At 39.8% G+C, this 13,808-nt stretch carries 13 protein-coding genes; all 13 read right to left on the reverse strand.

From position 1 onward, the window contains the following. Window positions 1-37 precede the first annotated feature (37 nt). The 13 genes from OO007_RS06110 to OO007_RS06170 all read right to left on the reverse strand — a co-directional run bounded on the left by OO007_RS06110 (window position 38) and on the right by OO007_RS06170 (window position 13,754). Entirely contained in the window at window positions 38-2,245 is a 2,208-nt protein-coding gene (locus OO007_RS06110; protein ID WP_325808142.1) for a GumC family protein, read from the reverse strand. Window positions 2,246-2,432: 187 nt separating this feature from the next. Further along, entirely contained in the window at window positions 2,433-3,506 is a 1,074-nt protein-coding gene (locus OO007_RS06115) for an acyltransferase family protein (protein WP_325808143.1), read from the reverse strand. Between the two features lie 24 nt (window positions 3,507-3,530). Next, on the reverse strand, window positions 3,531-4,916 hold the full coding sequence (locus OO007_RS06120) for an undecaprenyl-phosphate glucose phosphotransferase (RefSeq protein WP_325808144.1): 1,386 nt from the start codon (window positions 4,914-4,916) through the stop codon (window positions 3,531-3,533). A 143-nt stretch (window positions 4,917-5,059) separates the two neighbouring features. After that, window positions 5,060-5,896, reverse strand: a complete 837-nt coding sequence (locus tag OO007_RS06125; RefSeq protein WP_325808145.1) for a glycosyltransferase — start codon at window positions 5,894-5,896, stop codon at window positions 5,060-5,062. After that, complete coding sequence (locus OO007_RS06130) at window positions 5,896-6,828, reverse strand: glycosyltransferase family 2 protein (RefSeq protein ID WP_131905624.1); 933 nt, start codon at window positions 6,826-6,828, stop codon at window positions 5,896-5,898. Before OO007_RS06130 ends, OO007_RS06125 begins: the two co-directional genes overlap by 1 nt. Next, a complete protein-coding gene (locus OO007_RS06135; RefSeq protein WP_131905623.1) occupies window positions 6,815-7,315 on the reverse strand; it encodes an acyltransferase in 501 nt (166 codons plus the stop codon). The genes OO007_RS06130 and OO007_RS06135 overlap by 14 nt, the downstream gene beginning before the upstream one ends. After that, the gene (locus OO007_RS06140; RefSeq protein ID WP_131905622.1) at window positions 7,312-8,598 is read right to left on the reverse strand and encodes an O-antigen ligase family protein; all 1,287 of its coding nucleotides are present in this window, start codon (window positions 8,596-8,598) and stop codon (window positions 7,312-7,314) included. The genes OO007_RS06135 and OO007_RS06140 overlap by 4 nt, the downstream gene beginning before the upstream one ends. Continuing rightward, window positions 8,595-9,995 (reverse strand): oligosaccharide flippase family protein, encoded by a 1,401-nt coding sequence (locus OO007_RS06145; protein WP_325808146.1) that lies wholly within the window; start codon window positions 9,993-9,995, stop codon window positions 8,595-8,597. The genes OO007_RS06140 and OO007_RS06145 overlap by 4 nt, the downstream gene beginning before the upstream one ends. A gap of 10 nt (window positions 9,996-10,005) precedes the next feature. Continuing rightward, window positions 10,006-10,491, reverse strand: a complete 486-nt coding sequence (locus tag OO007_RS06150) for a glycosyltransferase (protein WP_299875360.1) — start codon at window positions 10,489-10,491, stop codon at window positions 10,006-10,008. Beyond that, window positions 10,488-10,955 (reverse strand): oligosaccharide biosynthesis protein Alg14, encoded by a 468-nt coding sequence (locus tag OO007_RS06155; RefSeq protein ID WP_131905619.1) that lies wholly within the window; start codon window positions 10,953-10,955, stop codon window positions 10,488-10,490. Before OO007_RS06155 ends, OO007_RS06150 begins: the two co-directional genes overlap by 4 nt. Before the next feature lie 3 nt (window positions 10,956-10,958). Next, the gene (locus OO007_RS06160; protein ID WP_325808147.1) at window positions 10,959-11,966 is read right to left on the reverse strand and encodes a class I SAM-dependent methyltransferase; all 1,008 of its coding nucleotides are present in this window, start codon (window positions 11,964-11,966) and stop codon (window positions 10,959-10,961) included. A gap of 29 nt (window positions 11,967-11,995) precedes the next feature. After that, window positions 11,996-12,880 (reverse strand): glucose-1-phosphate thymidylyltransferase RfbA, encoded by an 885-nt coding sequence (rfbA, locus tag OO007_RS06165; RefSeq protein ID WP_131905618.1) that lies wholly within the window; start codon window positions 12,878-12,880, stop codon window positions 11,996-11,998. A 214-nt stretch (window positions 12,881-13,094) separates the two neighbouring features. Next, on the reverse strand, window positions 13,095-13,754 hold the full coding sequence (locus OO007_RS06170; protein ID WP_325808148.1) for an endonuclease: 660 nt from the start codon (window positions 13,752-13,754) through the stop codon (window positions 13,095-13,097). Window positions 13,755-13,808 lie beyond the last annotated feature (54 nt).

The following is a 13,808-nucleotide window of genomic DNA, read 5'->3' on the forward strand; positions in this document are numbered from 1 at the left end:
GGCTTTCAAAAGTTGCACACTACCTGCTTTAACTATTTTATGCTTTCTTTGTCTGTGGTGCCTGTCTAGTATACGAATAGTATTCCTGATTGTAGTCAGGGTTCGCAGAACGACTGTTTCTGTTTAATACGGTGCCAATCATATTTGCATTAGCACGATCCAAACGCTTCAAACTATCTAGCAATGCGGTTTTACGGGTCTTGCTAGCTTCTACGGTAACTATAGTTGCTTCAGCTAAATTGCCCAATACCTGAGAATCTGCTAATCCTAAAACAGGTGGTCCATCAATAATAATATGGTCGTAGATGTCGCTTGCGTTTTCTATCAGCTCCGCCATTTTACTGCCAGATAAAAGCTCGACTGGATCAGGAGGAATAGGGCCAGAGGTAATCACGTTAAGATTCTTGATCATACATGCCTGAGTCACATCACCACTTTTAGTTTCTGTGGTTGCTAGATAATTGGTTAAGCCTTCTACATTATTTAATTCAAGCAACTGATGAATGCTCGGGTTTCTTAAATCTGCATCAATTAATAACACGCTACTACCCGCTTGCGCATAGGCTGTAGCAAGGTTTAAAGCAACGGTGCTTTTTCCTTCGCCTGCACTTGAGCTAGTAATAAACGTACTTTGAGGTGCGCCGTGTCTGGTTGAAAAGCGAAGGCTGGTGCGTAATGATCGAATTGCCTCAGCTAGCGCAGAACGCGGTTCCAATGCCGTTTGTAATGCCAATTTCTTAGGGCCCAGGTTTTTGGTTTCTGGTAGCTGAGATAAAACTGGTAGGCCGGTTGCTTGCTCTAGTAACTCACTGTTTTTAACACTGTCATCTACAAATTCACGTAAGAATGCAAAGCCCATTCCCAGTAATAAACCTAAAAGTAGACCAAAACCAAGGTTGGTTTTTAGGCTCGGTTTGAATTTCTTGGTGGGTACAGAGGCACTGTCGATGATCGAAATATTGTTAGTGCCTACATTGCTTGCGACATTAACAGCCATTAACTGTTCAAGTTGTTTATTGTAAGCGAGCTGATTGATTTCAACTTCACGGAGTAATCTATTGTATTTAGTGCTTTTTGATTGAAGATTAAGTGCGCCCGCTTTTAATTTATCAAGTTGGTTTCTAACCATTTTCTCTTTTTGCTGCGCTTCCATATAACGAGATTCGAAAGACGATTGTATAGATTTATTTTCAGAGGCAATCTGTTCTTTTAAATCATCAATCTGTTTTCTAAGTCTGTTAGCGCTTCTTGTTTTCTTTCTTGTTAAGCCTTGGTATTGCGTTTCTAAACGAGCTGCGGCTTTCTTGAGTGAAAGGATGTAAGGATCATTGATCGCAAATGAAGGAGCTGAATCTGGATTACTCTTGTATAACTCATAAGCAGCTTCCGCATCAATACGCTCTTTCTCGGCATTCACTAATTCATCAATTTGTTTTTTAAGGGTGAGACTACTGGTTGATTCCCCATCGACGTTTTGAACAATATCGTTTTCTCTAGCGTAATCATTCAAGCGCTGTTCTGCTTCTTCCAGACTCTTCTTTGTAACTTCAATATTATTCGCAACATAAGTTTTGTAGGATGATGCGGTTTCAAATCTACGTTCCAGATTTTGTCTTACAAAAGTTTTGGCAATTGCATTATTAATATCAGCTGCCAATTGTGGGTTAGAAGAATCATAACTAATAGAAAGAAGTTGAGAATTACTAACGGGTGTAACAGTCAGGTTCTTCAAAAAGATTTCTTCCATAGCTGTCGTATCTTTAGCATCTGCTGCTTTGTCGCCGGAAAACAGATTTTTAATACTTGATACTAAGCCAGTTGATTCAGGCTTTTTATCTAAACCAAGTTCAGAAATAACTCTGCTTGCGAGTGTTTTTGTTTGAATTAATTGAATCTGTGTTTCAAAGAAGTCTCTATCACTTCTGGATGCTTCTGCATTTAGAATTTGCACATTTGGGTTCGCTGCATATCTTTCAACTTTGATCGTTGAATAAGCACGATAAACTGGCTGCATTAACAATGTTAGTAAAAGAGCAATTAACATGGTTACAAATGCGATCGAGAGAATTAATTTCTTGTGGTTCTTAAGTACATTAATGAATTCTTTTAAATCAAGCCCGCCTGAATCTTCCAGTAATTCCTCTGGATAGAAGTCACGAGGATAAGGAATTAGGTCGCTATCAGATGCATTACTTCTTGATGAACGTGGATTCATTGGAAGTTGCTGGCCGTTGTTTGAAGTCATAGTGTTCAGTTACTTTTTTTAAGTAGGGAGTTAGTACTTGGCTTAGTATCTTAAATGCTTCCATTTGGTTCAAAGAAGCACAGATGAAGTTAATATAAATCTGGATGAAGTAGATACGAGGCGGCGCACATTCTAGCAAGTAGCCATTTTAGGAACAATAAATAATCGTTTACCGGTTGAAAAAGGCTTATTGCAGTTTTCTGCGTATTAATTGTCTCATCGGTGTTTCAAAATACTTATAAGACAAGATGGATAAAATAATGAGTAAAACCAAAAAGATATAAAAGTGAATGGTTTCATTCAATGGGACACGGGGAACAATGACTTTATCATAAATCCCATGCGCTGGTTTTTGTAATATGTATAAGGAATAACTCGCTTCACCTAATAAAACAAGTTTTGGATTGCTGAAGACTCTCGATATTCCTCCCTTGTGTCTGGCTAGAGTAATAATAAAGAGTAGAAAAACAGGTGCAAGTAGTCCATTGGTAAAGGCTAGTTTTAAACCGAATAGGTTTTCAAGATGAGGTCTTGCCCAAATTAAAATAAAGATAAGCATGAATGAAGCGAAAAGGAGTAAACCATTGTTGCTCGTCTGTTTATCCTTAGTGTGCTTTAGGTATATACCGCACAACATGCCGAGTAAGAAAGAGCTTAAGTGCATTGCCGGGTTGTAGTATATAAAGTCGTGAAGCTGATTCTTTGGTATATAGGCGTTAGAATTCAGTTGATGGGTTAGTATTAATTGAGTCACACCCCATAAAACAATGCTAAATACAGCCAGTTGTTTAATCCCTTTTTTATAAACCCACAAAATCAAAAAAGGAAAACAAAGGTAAAAGAATGCTTCAACAGATAAAGACCAACCAGGTGTGTTGAGGGTAATCGGATATCCAGGAATCCAAGATTGAACGAGAAAAATATGTGCGAGAAAAACGTCCCAGTCTTCACCCAGTGTTTTATATTTAGCGGCAACAATGATCAGCAGCGCGATTAAATAGACAGGGTATATACGTGCAAATCGGGCTACCCAGTATTTTAACTTTTTAAATTCAGCCCGATTAGATACGTCTACTTGATAATAAGCAATAGACATAATGAAGCCAGAGAGAACGTAAAAATAACCTACAGCGATTGGGCCAGCCGTTACATTCTCAAACAGGAAAGGTACGTTAGCCGGGAATACAGTCTGACCGTAATGGAAGAAAACAACGGTAAGGGCCGCGACAAAACGCGTAAAAGTGATTTGATCTAATTGCAAAATGTAGTCTTAAACGAGGTTGGATTAGTACGCGTTTTTATCTGTGAAAGCGCGGAATATGGTTAAGAATATAATCTTAAGATCGAGCCATAGGCTCCATTCGCGCATATATTCAAGATCAAACTCTACACGTTTGCGCATTTTATAAACCGTATTGGTTTCTCCACGCCAGCCATTTATTTGAGCCCAGCCGGTAATTCCTGGTTTGATCATATGACGAAGCATATAACCTGGGATAATTGATCTGTATTGCTCATTATGGGCAACAGCATGAGGGCGTGGGCCGACAATAGACATTGTTCCCTGGAGTACGTTAAAAAACTGCGGAAGCTCGTCTAAAGAGGTTTTACGCAAGAATTCACCAATCTTGGTGTATCTCGAATCACCGCGAGTTGCTTGCTTGACCTCATCACCATCTTCACAAACGGTCATTGTTCTAAACTTCCATACTCGTATTTTGTCGCCATTTTGACCGTAGCGCGATTGTTTAAACAGCACAGGGCCTTTTGATGTTAATTTCACCGCTAATGCGATACCCAATAGAATGGGAGATATCATGGTTAGGATGATACTGCCTAATAGGATATCTTCGATTCGTTTGATAAATGCGTGATCAGCAGAGAAAGGTGAATCATAAATACAGAGAACCGGGTTGTCTGCGATTTCGATAAATTTACTGTGTAACAGATTAGTCGTGAAATAATCCGGAAGAAGTCTAATGGGTGTTGCGCTGTCCGAAAGGTCATTGAGCAATTTCAACATACGTTTACGAGCTTCAACCGGCAGGGCAATATAAATTTGATCCCATTCGCCGTTTCTAGCGGCAATGATTAGATCATCGAAGCTACCAAGGTGTGCATAATGGTTGAGTACTTCTTTATGGACGCGATCTTTTCTATCGTCATAAAAACCAGCGACGTGATAACCAAATTCTGGTCTGTTCTCGAGATCACGGGCGAAGTGCAAACCATTTTGAGTCATGCCTACAATAACAACTCTGCGGTTATTGACTCCCATTCTGCGTAAGTGAGCAAAAATCTGACGCAGTAAGAATCGCGCCAGAATTAATAAAACCGGGGTCGCGATTAACCAGGCAACCAGTACAACACGTGAAAACTGTTCAGTCGTTTTAGTAACAAAGGCAATAAAGACCAATGAAAGGAAGGTAATCAGCCACGCCATGGTAATTCGCAGGGCTTCGTCTTTAAGAGGTCTGCCACTCCAAGAGGTGTAGATATCGGTAAATCGACCGACAAGGCCAAATATAACAATCGCACTTAATCCTGCGATGATATAGCCTTCTAAATTATAAAAATTTGTATAGGGTGAACCGAGAAATAGTGTGAAAAGAATAATCAGAATATCTACGGTACGATAGATAAGTTCTGAACTAATATGTTTATCATCCACAGATTAGGTTTCCTTTCCGTTGCAAGCTATTGAGTCAGCTGGTAAATGTTCAGCTAGTAATTATATAGATATTATTTACTTATTTCTGCTCTTTATCATAGAAACTAAGCTGTTTAACTAGATAAAAAACGAATAAATGTGTTTTATCGTGAAGACGTGTCTTTTTCCCATGTATACGTGCTGAGCTTTTTAAATTGAGCATTTGCACGTACTCGAATAATCAGAGCTATTGCTATGTAGATGGAAGTGGAGAAAAAGTTCTTACTAAATAATCTTTCTTTCATGACATTGCCATAATGTTTTTCTTCGCGAACCGGGCATTTGTCTTTAGCGATCAATTCCATATTGCCTAATCGGGCTCTTGTTTTTATCTTAATTAAAGAGAAAATATCTTTAGGGGCAGTAATATAAATTTCAGCACCTTTGATATTTGCTATTTCCTTGTTTTTGAAGTGACAACGTATATAACCATCATCACCAATGACATCAGCAAACTTGTCAAATCGTTGCCTGCCTTCCTCGCTTACGATAAAGCTGCAGGTGGCGATTACACCTTCTTTGATATAGGGAAGATTGGTCCAGACTTTATAGTAGGTCTTCACTAAAAATGATGACTTGTCAGTTTTAATGATAGGCGTAGGTGCCGAGAGCAAAACGTCACCTGTATCCATCACTTGTGAAATATGCTGGATGGCGTTTTCACTGAGTTGAGTATCGGCATCGATATAAAAAATAGGATAACTTATGCCTAATGCCTTGGCTTTTTCTTCAGCGACATTTAGCGCATTGGTTTTTGAAGGTTTTTCAATGTCGAGGCAAGTGACGCTGGGGAATTTAGTTGTAACAATCTCAACCGTATTGTCTGTGCAACCATTGCAAGCGACGATTATATTATCGATACCTGATTGGTTGATAATGCTGTTCAGACAGTCTTCAATGACACTGGCTTCATTGTGTGCAGGTACAATTACTGTGGCCATTAACGATACCCTTTAAGCCATTCATTGCGCTGTTTGTAAACGGTTTGCCACTCTTTAAGAGTTTCTAATTTATCTTTTTTGAATAGAGATAAAAGTTTCAATGAGAGTAGTTTGTTTAGAACATGTAACTGCAATAAACCTTTATGAATCGGCTTTTCCCAGGATTTAGCGTGCTTGTTGATCAGTTCAGCTTTGCCTTTTAACAGTTTCAGCATTTTGCCCGATAAATTCGTTTCGCTGACACCACCATGATGAATGATTTTAGCATCAGGGGTAACACGTGGTTGATAGCCTTTTTTGATTGCTCTTATGCAGTAATCTGCTTCTTCTGCGTACATAAAAAAGGTTTCATCGAGGCCTTGTAAATCTTCCCATAAGTGGCGGGGTGTCAAAAAGAAACAGCCTGTCACTACATCGACTTCGCGTTCACTTTTTCTGTCCCAGCAACCGTAATTGTCATGGTTGAAAAAGCAGCTTTTGTTAAAGGCTTTGCTTAATCCCAAGGCGCTGAATAACAGTGTTTTAAAAGATAATCTAGCACGTGCGTTATTAGGGTTAAGGCTTAAATCGTTATTCAGTGTAATGCCACCCCAAACGCCAGCTTTTGGTGTACTCAGGGCATATTCAAAAAGCTTGTCGATTGCGCCTTCCAGAATCACGGTATCGGGATTGAGTAACAGGATATATTCACTATTACTCGCTTTTGTACCAACATTGACGCCACCAGCAAAACCAAGATTGGCGCCGGTCTGGATGATTTCAACTTCAGGAAATTCTGAAGCGATTAATTCTACCGAATTATCTTTCGAGTCGTTATCGACCATGATAATTCGAAAAGAAGTCTTTTTGGTTTCTTCGTAGACTGATGCTATAGCGCGTTTTGTGTATTCAGCAGTATTGTACGAGACTAAAATTATATCAATCTTGCTCATTTGTTTTCTCTGCTATGGCATCTTGTGTTGCTAAATATTCTTCAGATAACATTCCGTAAGCAATTGTATCTATACCTGTTTTTATAACTTTGGCTGGGTTTCCTGCAACAATACAATTATCCGGAACATCGGTCGTTACAACGCTGCCAGCCGCCACAATGACGTGATTACCAACAGTGACGTTGGGTAGGATAATAGATCCGCAGCCTATAAAACAATGCGTCCCGATTACTGTTCTTGCCGCATGTCTTCTCGAGGCATAGTCGTGAGAAAGCACAATCGCATCAAAGGTAACCATGGTTTTTTCGCCGATGGTTAAACCTTTCGGATTGGTTTTATCTATTCGTGACTTGAATGATAGTCGCACATCTTTAGCAATATCCATTCCGTAGACAGTTCGGTAATACCAGGTTCTTGCATAAAGTAGTGAGTTACGGATTCTCACAAGTACCATAAACATATTCTGGTTGATAAATCTGGCTCTCATGAGTGTCCCTGTGTGCTTCGTTTTTTTGCTCTTAATCTTTGTGTCATTCTTTTAATGATCTGGTTCATTTGCTGATGATTACTTGCCCAGCCAATTGAGCCTAGAATAAAGAAGAATAATGGTTGTATCTTACCAAAATAATCGACGGTAAAACCGATAAGAATAAGTGACATGAATGCCAATATCCATGAGCGAATCATCCAGCGAGTAGCAGGATGGAATTTATGTAATCTGTTGAGCATGTGGAACACGGCGTATAGACACAAGAACAGTAAAATGAAGCTGGCAATAATGCCATGCTGAAGTGTCATTAATAACCAGAAGCTATCGATACTGTTATTCATCCATTCTGGACGAGTCCAGTCATGCAGGCCAATACCAAATAATGGATGTTCTTTAATATCATCCATCGTGTACTGCCACTGGAGTAAGCGATAGTAGCCTGTAACCGGGTTAAAGGTCAGGTATGAAATAAGGATCGCAAAGAAACCACGATTAGACAGTGCGTTGATCAATATCATCCCAGAGATAGCAAGAAAACCAAAGCCAAACCAAAAGCGTTTGCCGCCATGCCAGAAACGCGTAAGTACTGCAGTCATTGCTTGGAATGCCACTGAAAGAAGAGGTGCTGAAGAGAGTGTGGTTACCATCCCGATAAATATGGCAACCGCTTTAATGGCATTGCCGAGTTTGAATTTATAAGCAACTAAAAGCACGATAAAGGGGAAGAATATCGCTCCGATTGTGCCATACAAAATAGGGTGAGCGAACAGGTTGGTGGTTCGCATAATGCCCATTCGGATATAGTAATGAGTATACAAACGGTAATCTAAAGAATCATTGCCGGTTATTACCTTGGCCCACTCGTGCAAAATACGATGTTTGGCAAAGGCCTCATACAAGGAGAATACGAGTAATATCGCCAAAATAGTAGCAAACCACATATTGATTTCGTAATAACTTTTTGGGGTAGTGATAAACAGCCGGGCTAGATAAAAAGACCCGAGTATTTCTATAATGAGAATACCTGCCGATTCGATGCCATCTTTCAATCCGTGGTTGTAGATAAGGCTGGCGGTTGCCAATATCACAAAGAAAAACAGTAAAATATCGACCAAATTGGCCTGTTTCAATATCTGGTTGATATTGATAAAACCATAAATTAACACCACTGCTAGGACTAGGCGATAAGCTTCTAATCGCAGGCTGCCAGCTAAAATATGGAATTCTACAGGAATGAATATGGAAATTACGAACAAAATGGCAAGAAGTCTAATGATCATGGCTGAGTGGCTTCTTTAGGAAGTGTTAATAGTTTATGTGCTGCGAATAGTGCGATTATCAAAATCAGTAATGTGGCATTCGCTACCAGTGTTGCAAAAGCAGCGCCTTCAATACCATGGCTCTGGATAAAAATAATATTACACACAACATTCACTACAAAAGCAGTGACAAGTATGTAATTTAGATATCTTACTTTTTCACGGATAATAAACATAAACGAAAAGGTGATGGTTGCTGCTCTGAAAAGCTGTGCGATTAATAAAAGTCCTAATGCGGATTTCGCCACATCATATTCTTTACCGAAGGCTATTAAAATCCAATCTGATAATAAATACATGAAAACAGTGACAGACAGAACGACAGTAATGACCAAAGCGGTTGATTGCCAGAAAAATGAATGTAATTTATCTTTGTTATGGCTAAATATATTTAATAATCTGGGGTAAATGGTTGCTTCCATCGCCTGTAAGAAAAATAAAACAATATAAGAAATTTTCGAAGCAACACTGTATTCAGCGACTTGTTCGTTGGCTAAAAACCAGCCAACCATGATGGTATCAGTAAATATCATCAGAAAAGAAATAATCGATACGGGTGCTAACGGTAGCGACTTTGAAATAAGTGCGTATAAGTGGGGGGGTGTAGTTGTTTTAGAGACTGTTTCCAGCAGCTTGTCAGGTGTTTCTGTGGTTGATGTAGTTATTGCGGTTTTATTGGCAAATGATCGATACGTATAGATAATTGCAATAACTCCCGCCAACATTAGGGACGCGGTATAGATATAAAACACATACTGATCTTTTGAAAAGTAATTCCAGAATAATCCAATCAATACTAAAAAAGTGATCGCTGTGAGTGCATTTTGGCCGAGTACACCCATCACCGTTTTTTTAATCGCTTTCAAATAAGTGCTGTTTAAAATGACCAGATTAAAAAACAAGATGCCTAGGCTGGCTACGACTAATTCAGTGATACTAACGTTTGGTAGCTTCTCGTTAATGTTGCTATTAGCAATATGATCAAAAAAGAAGTTAGCCTGAATGTAATGACTAGATAGCGCCCATAAAGCCATGAAAATAAATGATAAAAACAAAACTGCTTTCAAACTGGCTTTAAAGAACCCTTCATGAAAATCAAGATCTTCCTGGTGAGCGCTGGCAACTTCTTTCATTAATAATTGATCGATGCCAAGCCGGCTGATTAACGCAATACCTGTAATAAATGTCATTAACAGTAAAATATCACCAGCAGATGATTTTGGTAGTTGATTAGTGATAATCATTACGACTAGAAAATTTAAAGCAACGCCAACAAACCTTGCAATCAATGACCATAAGCTCTGTTTGAGCAGCGGGTTATTTAATACTTTGCTGAATAGCTTTTTAAGAGCACTCATGACTGTAATGCTACTTTGTTAAATCGTCGTTGATAAAATCAGCGATATAATCGGTCAGATTTTGATTGCCTACTGTGCTATTGGTATTTTTAAGTTGAAGCTTCTCTATGTGACTTAAATGTTGGTTTAATTCTTCTTGAGTGCTCGCGGTATAAACACCATCTAATTTACCCATCCACTTTAGCCCATCGGCCTGATGATCATTTCGATGTTCGCCCAATTTAAATTGTCGATTCATCACAATAATGGGTGTTTGTTGTTCACGTGCACTGATAATGTTGCCCATTCCGGCGTGTGAAACAAACACCGAGGCTTCTTTGATGTTCTTATTATATTGTTCGCCATTGAGAAAGCGTTCCCACTCCATATTTTTGGGTGTGTAGCTTCCGTCACTGATTTGTGCGATGACGCTTTCATCATGCTCTGCGGCCCAATCGTCCATGTATTCGATGAGTCGATTGAATGAGAATTGAGTGCCTACTGCTACAAAAATCATAGTATTGAGCCTTTATAGACGACTTTTTCACCATCACTCAATGGTTCCCACTGGGTAATCACTTTGTCAGCATGTTTCATGACCATACGACCAGAACGCGAAATTTGACTAACATTGGCGATACTATCGACCCAAATGGTTTTGATAGGTAAAAATTTAGCGAGTAAAAATGCAATCGCGCCGGGCGCTGCACCTGTAGAGATAATCGCAGTAGGGCGTTCCTTGATGAATATCCAGAGTAATTGGAAGGCAAGCGGGATTAATTTAATTTTACTGTCCGCGCTGGCATCGGTCACGTTTAATACTTTGCGTGAGTTTTTTACTGCAGAAGCGTATTCAGATCCGGGCGTGACATAGGTTAAATCAAATCGATCCTCCAACGGATTGCAGATTTTATTCAGCTGAATCCAGTGCCCACCGGGGGATGCGATCGCCAGTACTTTTGGCTTTTTGTTTTTACTCACGAATTATATCTTTTTCAGATAAAAAGCAGCCTGATCGCCCGCTTTTGATTGATTTAGAACCTTGCTGTGTTCTTCGAATCCCTTTATATCTTCTTTGCTAAAAATGGATTTTTCGGGATTAATCGCATAGGAATTTTCATCGTGCAATGCGATGTCTTTTTTATATTGCTCACTACCCCAGCTCTGGAAAGCAAATGAGTCGTAAATGACTTCATCCAGTTCAAAGCCAGTTTTCTCTGCAAGGATATGAATGCTTCTAAGTGAATGAAGGAATAAGTGTCTTGGTGCGTCCAGTTGAACCCAGTCTTCCGCGTAATGGCGCCATGCCCATGAAGTAACGGTAGGAATACGTAGCATGCATATTCCACCTGGCTTGAGTAAGTCATACGTTTTTTCTAGTACTTCAAACTGATCATAAACATGTTCGTAGGAATGGTTGAACATGATTAAGTCCCAGCCGTTTTCAGTGCCGTACTTTTTATCACTTTCGTTGCTGGCAGGAAGATCGTGAATAGAATTTTTGGCGATGGTTAAGCCATTATCGTATTGGATGTCTTCTTTGTTAAATGGGTCGATGCCGAGTAGGTTTTTAAAACCAGCTTCTTTCATTGAATGTAGCAGGTGTCCAGCACCACAGCCTACATCAAGTATCTTTGAATCAAGTGTGACATTCGCGTGTCTTAATGAAGGTAGTTTGTCATGCGGCTGGTACTGCTGCATGATGTTGCCTAGGATACCTTTGCCGGTTGCTGCAAAGCGATCTCTACTGCGAATAAGTTTACCTTTAAAGCCGCTGGTGGCTTTTACTTCGTCGTATGAGTAATAGTCTTCGTTGGGGTAGTAGTCTTGAATGTTTTCAGGAACTTCTACTATCTGCAGACAACCGCAATCAGCGCATTCGAAGTAATTGTGAGTGTCTCGAAGACCGAGCATCATTTCCCGAACTTTATAGATAGTGTTGTGATCATCATTATCACAAATTCTGCACTGCAATAGATTGCTGTCTTTCATACTTTTCTCGTTGTTTTCCACTGCCTGTATCACTGCTGGTGCAAACCTGCATTCACGATATCAATTAAATATTGGCCGTATCCACTTTTCTGTAATGGTTTGGCGAGGCTGAGTAGCTCTTCTGTGGTGATATAGTTCATAAACCATGAAACTTCTTCAGGGCAGGCAATTTTTAGCCCCTGACGTTCTTCAATCACTCGAATGTAATTTGCCGCATCTAACAAAGAAGCATGAGTGCCTGTATCTAACCAAGCTGTGCCGCGTTTAAGCATTTCTACAGTTAATCTACCTTGTTCAAGATAGACGCGATTAACGTCTGTTATCTCAAGTTCTCCGCGTGGAGACGGCTTAATATTTGCCGCTATGTCCAGGACATCATTATCATAAAAATATAAACCGGTTACCGCATAATTTGATTTTGGCTTTTCTGGTTTTTCTTCAATGCTGAGTGCCAGTCCATCTTTATCAAAATCAACTACGCCATAGCGTTCAGGGTCACGGACGTAATAACCGAAAACGGTGGCTCCCTGATCTTTTTTCGCCAGTGTCAGTAATCTTTCTGATAATCCTTCGCCGTAATAAATATTATCACCAAGGATTAAGGTGACAGGGTCATTGCCAACAAACTCTTTACCAATGATAAATGCTTGTGCCAGTCCTTCTGGCTCAGGTTGAACGGCATACTGGATATTCAAACCCCATTGTGAGCCATCACTCAATTGTTTTTGGAATTGTTCGCTGTCGTGTGGCGTTGTGATTATCAAAATATCACGGATACCTGATAACATTAAAACCGTCAGCGGGTAATAAATCATAGGCTTGTCATAAACAGGCATGAGCTGTTTACTGACAACTTGAGTGAGTGGGTGAAGACGTGTGCCGCTGCCTCCGGCTAGGATGATTCCTTTTCTCATAATGTAACCTTGGTTCGACCTTGCTTGGGTCCTAATTTGACCTTGATTGGTCCAGTAAATTTGTTGCGCATAATACCGAACTCTTGCAGTTTTTTCTAACTTTGAAGATAAAACTACGAATAAGTCAGATGAAAAATTGATATGTGTTTTTAAATAGTAAAAAAGTGCCTGAAAGTAGGGGGGGGTGAATGCAATATTACGCGGATAAGCATCTTTATATCAGGTCTTCAATTTCGCCTGGGTAATCAATGAAATGGTTTCGAGTACCCTGCAAGCTTTCAATAATATCATTGCGGCGTTTTTCTTCCTTGCTGGGTTGGTCAACCTTGTTCCAGTAAGCGAGTGTTTGAGCTTGTTTGGAAAATAATTTCAGTTTGTATGTTGCTGACATGTGAAACATCGCACGGGCAATTTCCCCCTGGCTTGCGGGTGCTGGCTCTACCATTCTTTTCTTATTGTCTATCTTGATGTCATAGGAGCCGATTAGCCTGATTTCGCCTTTAATTGCGCGATCAATATTGTCTGCTTTTGCTGGTTTTGTGTGACTGATCGAGCCAAAGCGATGGCTTGCCCGGAGCATATTCAAATCCCGTCGACTGGGGAACAGGTTGTGCATGTCCGATTCAATGTAATTAAACTTGGTAGAATTGCTACGGCAGTCTCTGCGGTCTTTGCATTTCAACGCTTTTACGACCCATGCCATGGGAAAAACATGTTCTATGTTTATCCAGTCTGGTTTAGTTGGTCCAAAGTGTTGTTGGCTATATAATGTCTTGCCGCCAGTTGTGTATAGCTCTTTCCAAAAAAGCCTAATGGCTTGTTGGTAGCTACCTAAATGTGTTTGAGGTCTATTCATTGGGGCTAACTTTAACATAGTAATTTCTCGGTCACACAAACAAAAAAAGCCCTCAAAGGTGGGGGGTGGCTA

Origin of the sequence: Cocleimonas sp. KMM 6892 (assembly GCF_035798195.1) — a bacterium.
GTDB classification, from domain to species: Bacteria; Pseudomonadota; Gammaproteobacteria; order Thiotrichales; family Thiotrichaceae; genus Cocleimonas; species Cocleimonas flava.

Coding starts and splice junctions, on each gene's coding strand:
- OO007_RS06160 (WP_325808147.1), bottom strand. CDS start 11,966: ATGAAAGACAGCAATCTATTGCAGTGCAGAATTTGTGATAATGATGAT.
- rfbA (WP_131905618.1), bottom strand. CDS start 12,880: ATGAGAAAAGGAATCATCCTAGCCGGAGGCAGCGGCACACGTCTTCAC.
- OO007_RS06110 (WP_325808142.1), bottom strand. CDS start 2,245: ATGACTTCAAACAACGGCCAGCAACTTCCAATGAATCCACGTTCATCA.
- OO007_RS06125 (WP_325808145.1), bottom strand. CDS start 5,896: ATGGCCACAGTAATTGTACCTGCACACAATGAAGCCAGTGTCATTGAA.
- OO007_RS06170 (WP_325808148.1), bottom strand. CDS start 13,754: ATGTTAAAGTTAGCCCCAATGAATAGACCTCAAACACATTTAGGTAGC.
- OO007_RS06135 (WP_131905623.1), bottom strand. CDS start 7,315: ATGAGAGCCAGATTTATCAACCAGAATATGTTTATGGTACTTGTGAGA.
- OO007_RS06130 (WP_131905624.1), bottom strand. CDS start 6,828: ATGAGCAAGATTGATATAATTTTAGTCTCGTACAATACTGCTGAATAC.
- OO007_RS06140 (WP_131905622.1), bottom strand. CDS start 8,598: ATGATCATTAGACTTCTTGCCATTTTGTTCGTAATTTCCATATTCATT.
- OO007_RS06145 (WP_325808146.1), bottom strand. CDS start 9,995: ATGAGTGCTCTTAAAAAGCTATTCAGCAAAGTATTAAATAACCCGCTG.
- OO007_RS06150 (WP_299875360.1), bottom strand. CDS start 10,491: ATGATTTTTGTAGCAGTAGGCACTCAATTCTCATTCAATCGACTCATC.